Raw genomic sequence first — 13,457 nt, forward strand, 5'->3', positions numbered from 1 at the left:
TGCCGCCAGCGTTCAATCTGAGCCATGATCAAACTCTTCAGTTTAATACTTTGTAGCACCTTAAAGGGTACCAATCTTGGCTCATCAATTACTGACAAAAATTTGCTCAAATAAACTTCGAGTAATTCCTACCATCAATCAATGAAATATTTTCGATTGATCAACCAGTAAAAATCCACACAAGTTGTTCTTCATAATCTCTTAATGATCTTTCTAACATCTCGTCAATGCTAGAAGCTGGACTTCGATAAACTCAACAACTCAACGCTTCGCGTTTCGTTCGTTTCCGTCTATCTCGTCGGTATGGTGCTCATTATAGGGCAATTTCTTACACGTGCAAGTGCTTTTCACTCACAAAGAACACGAGTGTTTTATTTTTATGCACCATTATGGTTCAAAAAACACACTTTACTCACATAAATACATGATATTTATTACAAATATCATGTAAAATATTTTTCCTATTTTGTGTGCTTAGTTTTTTACAGGTGCTGCTTTAATCACCACACTCTGTATAACTACTGGGTTTACAGGGACATTCTGATGCATTCCATAGTTCGCAGTTGGAACTTTTACGATTTTATCGACGATATCCATACCTTTAGTGACCTTACCAAAAACAGCATATCCCGCATTCATTGCACTTTTATTGAGAAAGTCATTGTCTGCAACATTAATAAAGAACTGACTACTTGCTGAATCAGGATGATTCATCCGTGCCATTGCCAATGTGCCGCGCTTATTGCTCAAGCCATTACTTGATTCATTCTTAATAGCCGCTTTTGTTGGCTTCTCCTGCATTTTGACATCCATGCCCCCACCCTGAACCATAAATCCAGGAATCACGCGATGAAAGATCGTGCCGTTATAAAATTTTTCTTTTGCATAGCTTTCAAAGTTTTTAGCTGAGATAGGTGCCTTGTCATTGAATAGCTCAATTTCAATATTGCCTTGAGAGGTTTTCATTTCGACAATAGTATTGGCAGCAAAACTGCTTAAGCTCACACAGCCAAGTGCTGCGGTAAATAAAATCTGTTTTAACATTTGTTAACTCTTCTGGTTGATCTCGTACTTGTTATTGACTGTATATTAGTCTTTGATGATTAAAAAGTAATTATTCTGCCATTATTAAAACGAGAACAATGATGACGCAAATAATACCGTCGGACACTGCATTGACACATTTACCGCCTTGGCAACTGCGTGGCGATGCTTTTATTTTGAATTATTGGATCTCTCCGAGTTTTATCCAACAAGCGCAGATGTTCCGTTTAGCGACATCGCCTTTAGGTCGTGTGGTTCAGGTGTTATTGGTCCGATACCATGATTCACCTGTGGGCCCTTATGACGAATTGCTAATTTTAGATCACCCTTTATGGAGTAAGAAAAGGTTAAGTTCGATTCCTAAGATTTATGTTTCGACAGATATCTCTGTCATTCATGGTCAAAAACTCTGGGGTATTCCTAAAGAGTTGGCAAAGTTTGAATGGCAACAACATGACAATGAAGTGGTCTGTACTATAGAAGTTGAACAACACAAAATGCAGATCCGTTTAAAAAAATCACGTTCACAGCGTTCTTTCTATATTAATAGTCATCATATCCCTGCAGCGATGTTGCAAATCAGACAAGCGTGGGAAGGTAAGCGTTATCAATTTTCACCGAAGTTTCGTGGACGGCTCTCTAAACTGAAACAGGTAGAATGGCACAACACACAGGACATTTTTCCAAATTTTTCTGAAGCACGATTATTGCAAAGCTTTTATATCCCAGAATTTAGCCTCGTTTTTCCTGCTGCAAAAATCCAAGATAAATAACCCAATAAATAAAAACCCAGTGTTTCACGTGAAACACTGGGTTTACTTTATATAAAGGAATGATTAGCTACGTTTATCCCAAAATTTACGGAACTTCGTACTGATCTCGATCACGTATTTTTTAGCTCGGTGCGAAACCGGGGTTAAGTTAATAAAGCCATGGGTTTGATCGGTATATTCTTGATAAAACACTTTCACCCCTTGCTGACGGAGTTTATGCGAATAAATTTCACCTTCGTCATGTAAAACGTCATGCCCTGCTGTCACGATATACGCGGGTGCGATACCTGCCAATTTTCCATAGGTTGGTGAAATTAATGGATCATCTAAGGCCACTGCATGTTGTTCTGCATATAAAGCCGTTACGACATCAATATCTTTTTCAGTCAGAACTAGACCATCTTTATAAGCATAGAAAGATGGGTGGCGACTCTTGAAATCCACTACTGGGTAAATTAATAGTTGAGCTTGCGGGGCAAAAACTTTTTGAGCACTGCGCTGTGCAACCGCAGTAGCAATATTGCCGCCTGCACTATCCCCTGCCACCGCAATTCGATTTTTTAGAATTTTAAACTGACGACTATTTTGATAAGTCCAAGCCAATGCATCTTCACAACTTTGCATTAATTGAGCTGGGCTGGCTTCTGGTGTTAAAGGATAATCAATACTTAAAACTTGTGTTTTGGCATGCACAGCCAATAAACGACAAACTTCATCATGCGTGTCTAAACCACCCACCACAAAACCACCACCATGATAAAACACGATCATCGGTAATTTTTTATTTGGAGCAGGATGATAATGACGCGCAAACAGCGTTGCACTTTGTAAAGGTAGACGTATATCTTGCACTTGTTTCACAAAGGTCGGCTTGGTCTTGATCGACTCCATCTGTAAATCAAATAATTTACGAGACTTCACATAGTCTTCGGTCACAAAGCCTGACTTACCTTGCTTGAGTTGAGCCGCCATCATGCATTTCACCAGCGGATCTAATTCTGGAAAAATAAACGGATAATCGAGACGTTTTGCGAGGCTTTCTTTGGCAAAGTTAGGAAGACGATCAAGTAACCGAGCAGCCGTACCTTGGCCTTTATCTTTCATATTTTTAAGTGATTCATTCAATGCAAACATGCTCTATCCTTCGAATTATGCTCTTCATACTTTCTACATGATCTAGGTCAAATGTGACCATATTCACATATAAGTCTCAACATCGACATACATAGTACAGACCTAGTTAAGCTAATCTTCTTTTATAGAGTTGTCATTGACAATTTACCCAAGTTTTATGGGTTGATTATGCTAACCCATTCTCGATAAAGGATACTCACCATGGCTAAAAAGATCATCCTTCTGTCTTTTGCGACTGCTTTTTTGGCTGTAGGCTGCGTAGCATTCCCTGAAGATGGTTACTACGATGGACGTTATGATCAACGTTATGACCGCCGTTATGATAATAATGATCGACGCTATGATAATCGTTATGATCGCCGTTACGACAGTCGTTATGAACAAGACCGCCGTACATGGGAACGTCAGCAACAACAACGTAATCGTTTAGAGCTCGAACGTAGAAAGCAGCAACTTGACCAGCGTAACTGGGAACAGAATCGTAAAAATCAACAAGAGTGGGATCGTCGTAAAAACGAACTCGAACGTCAACGTCTAGAACAACAGCGTAAATACTCTGAAGCTGAACGTCGTAAACGTGCTGAACAAGATCGTCAAAAAGTCAGCAAAGAGCGTCAGCGCTTAGAAGAACAGCGCCGTAAAGCCAGTCAAGATCGTAGAAAACAAATTGAGCAAGAGCGCAAAAAAAATATTCAAGATTTAAGAAAGGCATCAGATCAACAACGTAAAGCGGCTGAAGAACGTCGTCGCGCGTGGGAAAATCGCCGTTAATTGTTGTTTTTGCAGATCGGTTAAAAGTAAAAAGCTCATCTACATGATGGGCTTTTTTTTCGTTCACTAAAAATAGAAAAGATAAAAAAAAGCAATAGAAAAGAAAATAGACAGAAGAGGCATCCTATCTTCTGTCTATTCTTGACTGCCTGTTGTTACAGGTCAGAGAGCATTAAACAATCTTATTGCTGAATTGTAGGTTGTGGTGCAGGCGCAGATTGAACTTCAGCACCTTGAGCTGATGGATCTGCTTGAACCACAGCACCCGATTGCTCTGTCGTTACAGATGCTTCAGTTGCAGACGTTACTTGTGCGGTTTCTGGAGATTCTACAGTTTCTTGAGAAGTACAACCTACCGCAGCTAAACCAAAACCTAAAACTGCGACAGCGAATAAACCAATTTTTTTCATCTTCATTATTTCCTTCATTGAATCATTAAAAGCAAAGCTCAACTTTGCCCGAGTCATAATGGAAAATAATTCTGTGAAGTTCCCACCTTCTGAGTTGTACTTTGTACGAGGCACGGTACAGCTTATGAAATGTTTTATTAATCAGGCAGTTTTCTTTTATATTGAGGCTTTACATCATTTTTTTAACTCAAGTGCTTTGTTTTTTATTAAAAAAATAAATATAAATGATTTTTGAATAAAGCGTGATCACAGCTTTTGAATACAACAAAGTTCAACAAAACTTGCAACTCAGTTACTTAAGTGGCTGTTTTTATAAATTTCATGCAAAAAAAAGCCTGCTTATGAGAGAAGCAGGCCATGAAAAACACATTTGAAATAAATTAAGAAACTACAGCGATAGAATCTGAAACAAAGAATACTGTGCTGATCATTTTTTGTGAAATATTTAATAAAACTGATACTAAGAGTTTTTATGTATAAATATTAACCACTATTTTTTGAGGCAAAAAAAATGCTGATTCTTGGGAAATCAGCATGGAAAAGTGTTTCTAAAATCTAGAGGTAGTCACCATATCCCTCTCTCCAGTGGATATGGTCACTTCCGATAGATAAATTATGCAAATTTTCAGGCACAAAGAGAAACCGTTAAAATTTATGATGAAAATCTATAAATCCGATCAAAATATGATTATACATTCAAATCAATAATTTATATTTTCATAGAATTTAATTTTGCAGTCGATATTTTGCTGAAAAACCATTTATTTGAATAAAAAACTGCATTTAATCGCTGACTTCGCTTGAATTTTTATCCCCTGCCCCGATTTCTTTTATTAATCATGAATTCAAAACGCATGGCAGTTACGCATCGATGTCGTTTGAACGCACAGCTATAAGGACTGAACATGTTTAAGAACCCATTTAAACGGAGTAAATCAATGGCGACTGAGCAAAACCAAGACGCTCAAGATCTTCAACAAGAGCAAGCAGAACAGCAAACTCAAGCTGAAAACGAGCAAGCTGAAGTTTCAGTTGAAGATTTACAAGCACAAATCACCAATTTAGAAGAAAGCTTAAAACTTGAAAAAGCACGTACTGCAAATGCCGTATATGAAGCGCAAAAAAGTGTAGAACGCATTCAACGCGAATCTGAAAAGCATAAAGATACTGTGCTGGAAAAATTTGCAAAACAATTGCTTGAGTCAGTTGATAACCTTGAACGCGCGATTGCTGCGGCAGGTGATGAAAAATCAGGTTTATCTGAAGGTGTAGAACTTACACTGAAATCATTGCTCAGCACTTTAGAAAAATTTGGTGTGGTTGCTGTGGATACTGCAAATGGTTTCAATGCAGATCTTCACCAAGCTGTGGGCATCGATCCAAATGCCAAATCGAATGAAATTGGGACAGTATTGCAAAAAGGCTATAGCTTAAACGGTCGTCTATTACGTCCAGCTATGGTTATGGTTGGTGCATAAACCCAAATTTTCTGAGACGAATTAAAAATTTTAACCAATATTACTTGAAATTTTTTGATTGGCTCTCATATCGGATAACAAGTAAATCCCTTTTTATTTCCCTTTGAGAAAGGGAAGAGTTTGGGAATAAAAGAATTTTAGAGGAAACATCCAAATGGCGAAAATCATTGGTATTGACTTAGGTACTACAAACTCTTGCGTAGCAGTACTTGAAGGCGACAAAGTAAAAGTAATCGACAACGCTGAAGGCGCTCGTACAACCCCATCTATTATTGCGTATAAAGATGGCGAGATCCTTGTCGGTCAATCTGCTAAGCGTCAAGCAGTGACTAACCCTAAAAACACATTATTTGCAATCAAACGTTTGATCGGTCGTAAGTACCAAGACCAAGCTGTGCAAAAAGATATCGGCCTTGTACCTTACAAAATCATCAAAGCTGACAATGGCGATGCTTGGGTTGACGTAAACGACAAGAAACTTGCACCACAACAAATCTCTGCTGAAATCTTGAAAAAGATGAAAAAAACAGCTGAAGACTACCTTGGTGAAACAGTAACTGAAGCGGTAATTACTGTTCCTGCGTACTTTAACGATGCTCAACGTCAAGCGACTAAAGATGCAGGTAAAATTGCTGGTTTAGATGTTAAACGTATCATCAACGAACCAACAGCTGCTGCACTTGCGTTCGGTATGGACAAAAAAGAAGGCGACCGTAAAGTTGCGGTTTACGATTTAGGTGGTGGTACTTTCGACGTATCAATCATTGAAATCGCTGACCTTGATGGCGACCAACAAATCGAAGTGTTGTCTACAAACGGTGATACATTCCTTGGTGGTGAAGACTTCGATAATGCATTAATTGAATACTTGGTTGAAGAGTTCAAGAAAGAACAAAGCGTAAACTTGAAACAAGATCCGCTTGCACTTCAACGTTTAAAAGAAGCTGCTGAAAAAGCAAAAATCGAGCTTTCTTCTTCGAATGCAACAGAAATCAACCTTCCATACATCACAGCAGATGCGACTGGTCCTAAACACTTAGTGATCAACGTGACTCGCTCTAAACTTGAAGGTTTAGTTGCTGAATTGGTTGCTCGTACAATTGAACCATGTAAGATTGCACTTAAAGATGCAGGTCTTTCAACCTCTGACATCTCTGACGTAATCTTGGTGGGTGGTCAGTCTCGTATGCCACTTGTACAACAAAAAGTACAAGAGTTCTTCGGCCGTGAGCCACGTAAAGACGTGAACCCAGATGAAGCTGTAGCGATGGGTGCTGCGATTCAAGGTGCAGTACTTTCAGGTGATAAAACTGACGTACTTCTTCTTGACGTAACTCCATTGACTCTTGGTATCGAAACAATGGGTGGCGTGTTAACAGCAATCATCGAGAAAAACACCACGATTCCTGCGAAGAAATCTCAAGTGTTCTCAACTGCTGCTGACAACCAACCTGCTGTAGACATTTCAGTTTACCAAGGTGAACGTAAAATGGCTCAACAAAACAAATTGTTAGGTAACTTCCAATTAGGCGATATCCCACCTGCTCCACGTGGTGTGCCACAAATTGAAGTATCATTTGACATCAACGCTGATGGTATCTTGAAAGTATCTGCGAAAGACAAGAGCACAGGTAAAGAGCAATCCATTCAAATTAAAGCTAACTCTGGTTTGAGCGATGCTGAAATTGAAGCGATGATCAAAGATGCTGAAGCGAATGCTGAAGAAGATCGTAAATTTGAAGAATTAGCGAAAGCACGTAACGAAGCTGATGCACTTGTTTCTTCTGCTCAAAAAGCAGTAAAAGATCTTGGTGAACAGGTAACTGCTGATGAGAAATCTGCAATCGATGCTGCTGTAGCTGAGCTCGAAGCAGCGACTAAAGAAAACGATGTAGATGCAATCAAAGCGAAAACTGAAGCACTTCAAAACATCATTATGCCGATCACTCAACGTGCTTATGAAGCTGCACAAGGTCAAGGCGGTGCTGAAGGTTTTGATCCTAACGCTTTCCAAGGCGCTGAAGGTCAAGCTCAAAAAGCAGATGACGGCGTTGTAGATGCTGAGTTCACTGAAGTTAAAGATGACAAAAAATAATTTGTCGCTTTAACCGAGTTTTTCAAAGCTCAAAAAGACCGCGCGAAAGCGCGGTTTTTTTGTGGATGATTTTATCTGCATCAGGCAATATTCAAATAACACGCTTCAGCTCAAACAGCCACATTCTTCTCGACTGCCAATCTGTCTAAACTTAGATTTGCATAGCGCTAAATTTCGGTTAAATTAATGTAAAATAATCAAGTTTTGCGACGCTATGCGTTTGATTTTAATTATTGTTGTCATCGTTTTGAGTACTTGGTGGATCTTTCAAACCAAGCAGCATCCTCAACTGAAATTTAATTCAATTTCAGATCGACTTTTACACCCTCTCGATACCCGACTGCGTTATCGGGTTGCTGATGTCGATCCGCGTTTTGGATTAAGCCAACAACAAGTCATTCAACTTAGCGAAGAAGCCGCAGAGATATGGCATAAAGGAACACTCAAACCATTATTTATCTATGACCCAAATGCACAACTGGCAATCCATCTAATTTATGATGATCGTCAAGAACAATACAATGCCTATAAGCAAGTCCAAAATACCTTAGCCGCAGATAAAGCCCGTAATGATTTATATGCCGAGAACTTAGCAAATTCGAGAAAAGGTCTGGAGATGAATGAGCAACAGCTCCGATCAAAACAAGCCATGATTCGTGCGGAAATCGCACAGCTGTCGCAAGAACGTATGAATTGGAGCCGAATAGAGCATACACAAGGCCCCAATATGCAACGCGTTGAAAGAGAACTTGAGCAAGTTAAAGCACAAGCGATGCAATTAGACCAAGAAATAGATCGATTTAATCAGCAAAATGATCAATTTAACCAACAAGTCTCAAGCTATAACCAGCAAATCGATCAATATAATGCAGGCGTGATACAAGCCAGTCAGCGCTTTCCTGCACGAGAGTTTCATAAAGGTGTCTTTATGGAGGATCAGATTCAGATTTATCAATTTGATGCCGAAGATGATTTACGCCTCACCCTTGCCCATGAACTCGGACATGCTCTCGGCTTATCTCACCATAATGACCCTACTGCATTAATGTACCCAATCTTGGGCGCGCAACAATTAGAAAACTTTAAACTAATGCCAGCAGACCAAAGCTTACTGTATTATCGCTAGTGTGCCCTGAGCATAAAAAACCATACAATTTATAAGGATATTGCAGGATTCACCAACAAAAATCAGCATTTCATGTTATTGTTGATCTGCAATAATTCCCTTATATCAATGACATCTTCCGTGGAGAGCAATGTGAGTTACTACCATATCTTAATTGAAGTGAATGACCACATCAGCACGATTGAACAAACCCGTGATATTGAGCTTTTTGATATTACCGAAATTCAACCTTATCTCCATGCGGTACTTTTACCATTTTTTAATGAGCAACTCATTGAACTCGAAGACGAAAATCTTGAGTTTAAAGATGTCTTGCATTTACAAGTCAAACAAACCCTTTTGCCGATCCGTGACCTCATCGAAGAAGAGCAACGCCTGCTTCCGAGTGATACCGATGTCACCATTACAGCTTATGAAATTTTTAATAATTATCAATTGAGTCAAGACGTAACTACAGTGATTTTAGATCTGTTAGAAGCGCTTAAATTTGAAGCCTAATATCGATTTTAAACATTAAAAAAGCCCTCAAAATGAGGGCTTTTTTATGGCTCAATTCATCATCGTGATTAGATCGAGAATGAAGATCCACATCCACACGTGGTTGTCGCATTCGGGTTTTGTACCACAAAACGAGAACCCTCTAAACCTTCAATATAGTCGACTGTTGAACCAACTAAATATTGATAACTAAGTGAATCCACCAACATTTTCACGTCTTCATTGATAAATTCAGCATCATCTTCGTTTTGGCTTTCTGCAAAATTAAATCCATATGAGAAACCTGAACAACCACCACCAGTCACATATACACGTAACATGAGGTCTTGATTACCTTCACTGTCACGCAATTGGCGTACTTTATTGGCAGCATTGTCAGTCAGCACAAGTGCTTGAGCATTCATGATGGATTCCTCTGAGTCATTGGGGTGTCTTTAAAAAGAAAAGACCATGTTTCAAGTATAACATACTCAATATATGGTCAGTCTTCACAGTTTAAAGTTAAATCAGAGTATTTTTCTCAAGATTCATTTAAAACTTATTTATAGTTTTCGTCCTGTAATGCACATTCGAAGTTTTTCGGGTCTTGTTTACAGCGGAATTGCCATAATAATTTCATCATTCGCTTGTCGTAGATATCACGTTTAGTCAAATCAATACGCGCTTCACGCATCATTTTTTGATAGCCAGCTTTGTCTGCCGTTGGAACATCCATCCAATATTTAGCTGGGATTTCTGACTTCATTTTGCCTAATATCGTGAATGCACGAGGTAATTGTGTTTTGACCCAATCACGTGATTTTTGCCCATATCCCGCTGGGAATTTATCTGGGCGAATAATGATATTACCCGTCACTTGTAAAATTGGATAATTAACAATTGCACCTTTACTACCTAAACCTTTATGTAACTCCAAGGGTTTAAACACCGCTGCAGGTGCACCAATAATATCCACCTGACCATTGTTAAATTTAGAGCCAAAATTGGTCACGTCAGCACTGACCGCTTGAGCCCCCACCTGTTGCACCATAATTTTCTGCGCTTCATCATAATCAAGCACCGCAATTTTTTTACCTGCTGCTTTAGCGACAGTATTGATACTACGGTCATTCACCAACAGGTAGGCATCACCTACAGGAATCACACCTACCACTTCATATTTACTATTGACCATGCTCTTTGCAAACGTTGGACTCGCAAGGCCTTGCATCACTTTAACCGCAAGTTTCAAATCTGGAATTGCACCAATCGCATCTAAAGAACCGGTAAAATTATTAAATTGACGACCACGCATACCTGTGACACTGATCCCATCACATTTACCGGCTTTAAAATCTTCCGCAATCACCGCTTCATTTTGACTGACGCGGAGCTCAATGTCTGCGCCCCAGTTTTTTGCCGCCAATTGGTAATCTCTCATCAGGGTAAAAACATCACCATTTTTACCAACCAAATCAAATACACACACCACTTGCTTTGCTTGAGCTACGCCATTCACCGCCATTAACGCAGCAGCAATACTCAATGCCTTTGTCCATTGTTTCATACTGACTTTCCTTGTTTTTTACTGTTTTTGTTTTAACCATTTTTTGATTTTTGGGTCATGCGGAGTATGATTAAATATACTCACAGCCCTCGATTTCAATTTAGATTACCTGAATATTTTGCTGACTCAATGGCGAAAATGACCTGTGCATTTGCGAAAAAAAGCCCGGATAAATCCAGGCTTTTTTCTTTAAATATCAGTTTATTCGCCGCTAAGTGAACATTCAAAATTGGCTTTATCGACAGAACAACGTGCCTTTTTCAATACTGACATCATGCCCGCATCATAAATGCCACGTTTCGTCATATCCATACGACCTTCACGCAATAATTTTTGATATTTGGTTTTATCTTCTGCACTTAAGTTAAGTTTATATTTCGCAGGAATACCCGCCTCTAAACGGTTAATCATCGCAATACTCTTCGGTAAATGTTTCACAAACCAATCACGAGATTTTTGACCAAAGCCTGCTGGGAACTGATCAGGACGAATAATAAAGTCCGCGGTCACTTGTAAAACTGGGAAGTTAAACATCGCACCATTGGTACCTAAACCCTTATAAATCTCTAATGGTTTGTAGGCATACGCAGGCGCACCCACCATATCGACCTGACCATTATTAAACTTCGCCACAAAGTTAGATACATCTGAAACCACAGCTTGAGCGCCGACACGTTGCACCATAATTTTTTGTGCTTCGTCATAGCCTAATACTGCAAACTTTTTACCTGCTGCTTTTTCAATTGAGTCAATTTTTTTGTCTTTGACAAAGATGAATGCTGAACCCAGTGGAGCAATACCCGCCACTTCGTATTTCTTACCACCTAGGTTGCTGACCATTTTTGCAGCATTACGTTGGTCTAATGCAAAGGTAATCGCACGTTGCGCAATTGCATTGCTCGGTGCGCCACCAAGCGCATCAATCGAACCTGCAAATTTATTGTATTGACGAGCACGCATTGCCGTCATAAATACGCCATCACATTTACCCGCTTTAAAATCATTGTCGGCTACTGCTTCATCTTGACGCGGAATTAAGTTAATTTCAGCACCCCAGCCTTTTGCTGCAAGCGCCCATTCCTGAGCCATTTGGTATGACTCACCTGACTTACCCAGTAAGTCAAATACACAGATATCTACTTTTGCTGCCTGAGCTGAACCAGCAAAGCCAATTGCAGCAAATGTAGCCAATGATAGGAGCGTTTTTTTCATTCTATTTTCCTTTCAAATCTTTTTATGGTTCAGAGGTGTCCTTACACAACGCCGATATTAAGCAAGTTAATTTAAAAAAAATAGAGCATTTACTCCATTTATTTATGTCATTTTGGCATATTCTGTTTTTCTGTGATGCATATCACTTTTTATTCAAAGTGAAATTATAAATATAATCATCATCTTAGATTTGCAAAAATGGCTTTTTACATTTACAGCGTTTGCATCAAAATTTACAAAGAAATACAGAAAAAAGCTTATTCACCCGCCACTGAACACTCGAAATTGGTTCGCTCAATCGTACAACAGGCTTTTTTCAGTACCGTCATCATAGTGGAGTCATAGATCCCCTGTTTGGTTAAATCCATCCGTCCTTCACGCAATATTTTCTGATATTTCAACTGATCATCTTTGCTGAGATTCATCTTATATTTGGCAGGAATTTCAGCTTCCATGCGTTTTACCATGGCAAAACTTTTTGATAATTGCTTAACGAACCATTGCCGAGAAGGCTCTGCAAAACCTTCTGGGAATTTATTATTACGAATAATCAGGTCTGCCGTGACAATCACCACAGGAAAATTAACCATCGCCCCAGTAGTGCCTAAGCCTTTTGAAATTTCGAGTGGCTTAAAGGCATAAGCCGGCGCAGCCACAATTTCAACTTCAGCCTGATTAAACTTGCGAATAAAATTGGAAATTTCCGACATGACTGGTACAGCGCCGACACGGTCAACCATCACTTTTTGCGCATAGTCATAATGCAAAATGGCAAATTTTTTACCTTCAGCTTTTTCTAAATTATTGATATTGCGATCACGGACAAAAATATAGGCTGAACCAATTTGCCCGATCCCCGCCACTTCATAGCTGTCTTTGCCTAGATTGGTAATCAGTCGTTTACTGTTCCGCTTATCTAAGACATAGGTGATGGCTTTTTGCGCGATGGTATTGTTCGGTACACCGCCAATGGCATCAATCGAACCAGCAAATTTGTTATATGCACGTGCCCGCATCGAGGTCATATAAAATGCGTCACATTTCCCTTCTTTAAAATCTTTATCGACTTTGGATTCATCTTGATATGAAATCAGTTGAACTTGTGCTCCCCATGCCTTACTGGCCAGAGACCACTCTTCCATCAGCTTATAAGATTCCCCCGCTTTTCCAAGTAAATCGAACACACAAACCTTCTGATTGGCATAGCTTTGTGCAGACATCACACCTGAAAGAAGCGATAAAATTGACATACTCCCACCACCAAGCTAAGAGCTATGGTGGGGGAATCTTTGCGACCCATGCAATCTTAGAGATTGCACCTTTCGATACCGCACTGCGCTGACAGTATGGCGGTACAGGAACTCTTTATA

Annotated in this window: 13 protein-coding genes; 6 read left to right on the plus strand and 7 right to left on the minus strand. The window is 39.4% G+C overall.

The window, feature by feature from the left end:
* Positions 1-474 precede the first annotated feature (474 nt).
* Positions 475-1,044 (minus strand): peptidylprolyl isomerase, encoded by a 570-nt coding sequence (locus FTU05_RS15775; protein WP_180005529.1) that lies wholly within the window; start codon positions 1,042-1,044, stop codon positions 475-477.
* Positions 1,045-1,145: 101 nt separating this feature from the next.
* On the opposite strand from FTU05_RS15775, the gene FTU05_RS15780 reads away from it, so the two are divergent.
* Positions 1,146-1,817 carry an acetoacetate decarboxylase family protein gene (locus FTU05_RS15780; RefSeq protein WP_180027167.1) on the plus strand — a complete coding sequence of 224 codons (672 nt, stop codon included), beginning with the start codon at positions 1,146-1,148 and terminating at the stop codon, positions 1,815-1,817.
* Between the two features lie 63 nt (positions 1,818-1,880).
* On the opposite strand, the gene FTU05_RS15785 is transcribed toward FTU05_RS15780, so the two are convergent.
* The gene (locus tag FTU05_RS15785) at positions 1,881-2,951 is read right to left on the minus strand and encodes an alpha/beta hydrolase (RefSeq protein ID WP_180027164.1); all 1,071 of its coding nucleotides are present in this window, start codon (positions 2,949-2,951) and stop codon (positions 1,881-1,883) included.
* A 201-nt stretch (positions 2,952-3,152) separates the two neighbouring features.
* On the opposite strand from FTU05_RS15785, the gene FTU05_RS15790 reads away from it, so the two are divergent.
* Complete coding sequence (locus FTU05_RS15790; protein ID WP_168379529.1) at positions 3,153-3,722, plus strand: hypothetical protein; 570 nt, start codon at positions 3,153-3,155, stop codon at positions 3,720-3,722.
* Positions 3,723-3,904: 182 nt separating this feature from the next.
* Here the strand turns inward: FTU05_RS15790 and FTU05_RS15795 are convergent, their stop codons facing one another.
* Entirely contained in the window at positions 3,905-4,132 is a 228-nt protein-coding gene (locus FTU05_RS15795; RefSeq protein ID WP_252725869.1) for a hypothetical protein, read from the minus strand.
* Between the two features lie 938 nt (positions 4,133-5,070).
* On the opposite strand from FTU05_RS15795, the gene grpE reads away from it, so the two are divergent.
* The 4 genes from grpE to FTU05_RS15815 all read left to right on the plus strand — a co-directional run bounded on the left by grpE (position 5,071) and on the right by FTU05_RS15815 (position 9,329).
* A complete protein-coding gene (gene grpE / locus FTU05_RS15800) occupies positions 5,071-5,610 on the plus strand; it encodes a nucleotide exchange factor GrpE (protein WP_111885723.1) in 540 nt (179 codons plus the stop codon).
* A 154-nt stretch (positions 5,611-5,764) separates the two neighbouring features.
* A complete protein-coding gene (gene dnaK, locus FTU05_RS15805; protein ID WP_078194438.1) occupies positions 5,765-7,705 on the plus strand; it encodes a molecular chaperone DnaK in 1,941 nt (646 codons plus the stop codon).
* A gap of 214 nt (positions 7,706-7,919) precedes the next feature.
* A complete protein-coding gene (locus FTU05_RS15810; protein ID WP_180042176.1) occupies positions 7,920-8,831 on the plus strand; it encodes a matrixin family metalloprotease in 912 nt (303 codons plus the stop codon).
* A 120-nt stretch (positions 8,832-8,951) separates the two neighbouring features.
* Positions 8,952-9,329 (plus strand): hypothetical protein, encoded by a 378-nt coding sequence (locus FTU05_RS15815; RefSeq protein ID WP_168379524.1) that lies wholly within the window; start codon positions 8,952-8,954, stop codon positions 9,327-9,329.
* Positions 9,330-9,397: 68 nt separating this feature from the next.
* Here FTU05_RS15815 and erpA read toward each other — a convergent pair whose 3' ends face one another.
* From erpA to FTU05_RS15835, 4 genes are all read right to left on the minus strand, one after another.
* On the minus strand, positions 9,398-9,733 hold the full coding sequence (gene erpA / locus FTU05_RS15820) for an iron-sulfur cluster insertion protein ErpA (protein ID WP_078189499.1): 336 nt from the start codon (positions 9,731-9,733) through the stop codon (positions 9,398-9,400).
* Between the two features lie 134 nt (positions 9,734-9,867).
* Positions 9,868-10,875: a putative solute-binding protein gene (locus FTU05_RS15825; RefSeq protein ID WP_180005535.1), complete on the minus strand. Its 1,008-nt coding sequence runs from the start codon at positions 10,873-10,875 to the stop codon at positions 9,868-9,870.
* 201 nt (positions 10,876-11,076) lie between these two features.
* Entirely contained in the window at positions 11,077-12,087 is a 1,011-nt protein-coding gene (locus FTU05_RS15830) for a putative solute-binding protein (protein ID WP_180005536.1), read from the minus strand.
* A 257-nt stretch (positions 12,088-12,344) separates the two neighbouring features.
* Positions 12,345-13,337 (minus strand): putative solute-binding protein, encoded by a 993-nt coding sequence (locus FTU05_RS15835; protein WP_180005537.1) that lies wholly within the window; start codon positions 13,335-13,337, stop codon positions 12,345-12,347.
* Positions 13,338-13,457 lie beyond the last annotated feature (120 nt).

Origin of the sequence: Acinetobacter sp. YH12049 (genome assembly GCF_013419875.1) — a bacterium.
Lineage (GTDB): Bacteria > Pseudomonadota > Gammaproteobacteria > Pseudomonadales > Moraxellaceae > Acinetobacter > Acinetobacter amyesii.

Bases quoted from the DNA above. Each gene is read 5' to 3' on its own strand.
- FTU05_RS15775 (WP_180005529.1), bottom strand. From the start codon at position 1,044: ATGTTAAAACAGATTTTATTTACCGCAGCACTTGGCTGTGTGAGCTTA.
- FTU05_RS15780 (WP_180027167.1), top strand. From the start codon at position 1,146: ATGACGCAAATAATACCGTCGGACACTGCATTGACACATTTACCGCCT.
- FTU05_RS15785 (WP_180027164.1), bottom strand. From the start codon at position 2,951: ATGTTTGCATTGAATGAATCACTTAAAAATATGAAAGATAAAGGCCAA.
- FTU05_RS15790 (WP_168379529.1), top strand. From the start codon at position 3,153: ATGGCTAAAAAGATCATCCTTCTGTCTTTTGCGACTGCTTTTTTGGCT.
- FTU05_RS15795 (WP_252725869.1), bottom strand. From the start codon at position 4,132: ATGAAAAAAATTGGTTTATTCGCTGTCGCAGTTTTAGGTTTTGGTTTA.
- grpE (WP_111885723.1), top strand. From the start codon at position 5,071: ATGGCGACTGAGCAAAACCAAGACGCTCAAGATCTTCAACAAGAGCAA.
- dnaK (WP_078194438.1), top strand. From the start codon at position 5,765: ATGGCGAAAATCATTGGTATTGACTTAGGTACTACAAACTCTTGCGTA.
- FTU05_RS15810 (WP_180042176.1), top strand. From the start codon at position 7,920: ATGCGTTTGATTTTAATTATTGTTGTCATCGTTTTGAGTACTTGGTGG.
- erpA (WP_078189499.1), bottom strand. From the start codon at position 9,733: ATGAATGCTCAAGCACTTGTGCTGACTGACAATGCTGCCAATAAAGTA.
- FTU05_RS15825 (WP_180005535.1), bottom strand. From the start codon at position 10,875: ATGAAACAATGGACAAAGGCATTGAGTATTGCTGCTGCGTTAATGGCG.
- FTU05_RS15830 (WP_180005536.1), bottom strand. From the start codon at position 12,087: ATGAAAAAAACGCTCCTATCATTGGCTACATTTGCTGCAATTGGCTTT.
- FTU05_RS15835 (WP_180005537.1), bottom strand. From the start codon at position 13,337: ATGTCAATTTTATCGCTTCTTTCAGGTGTGATGTCTGCACAAAGCTAT.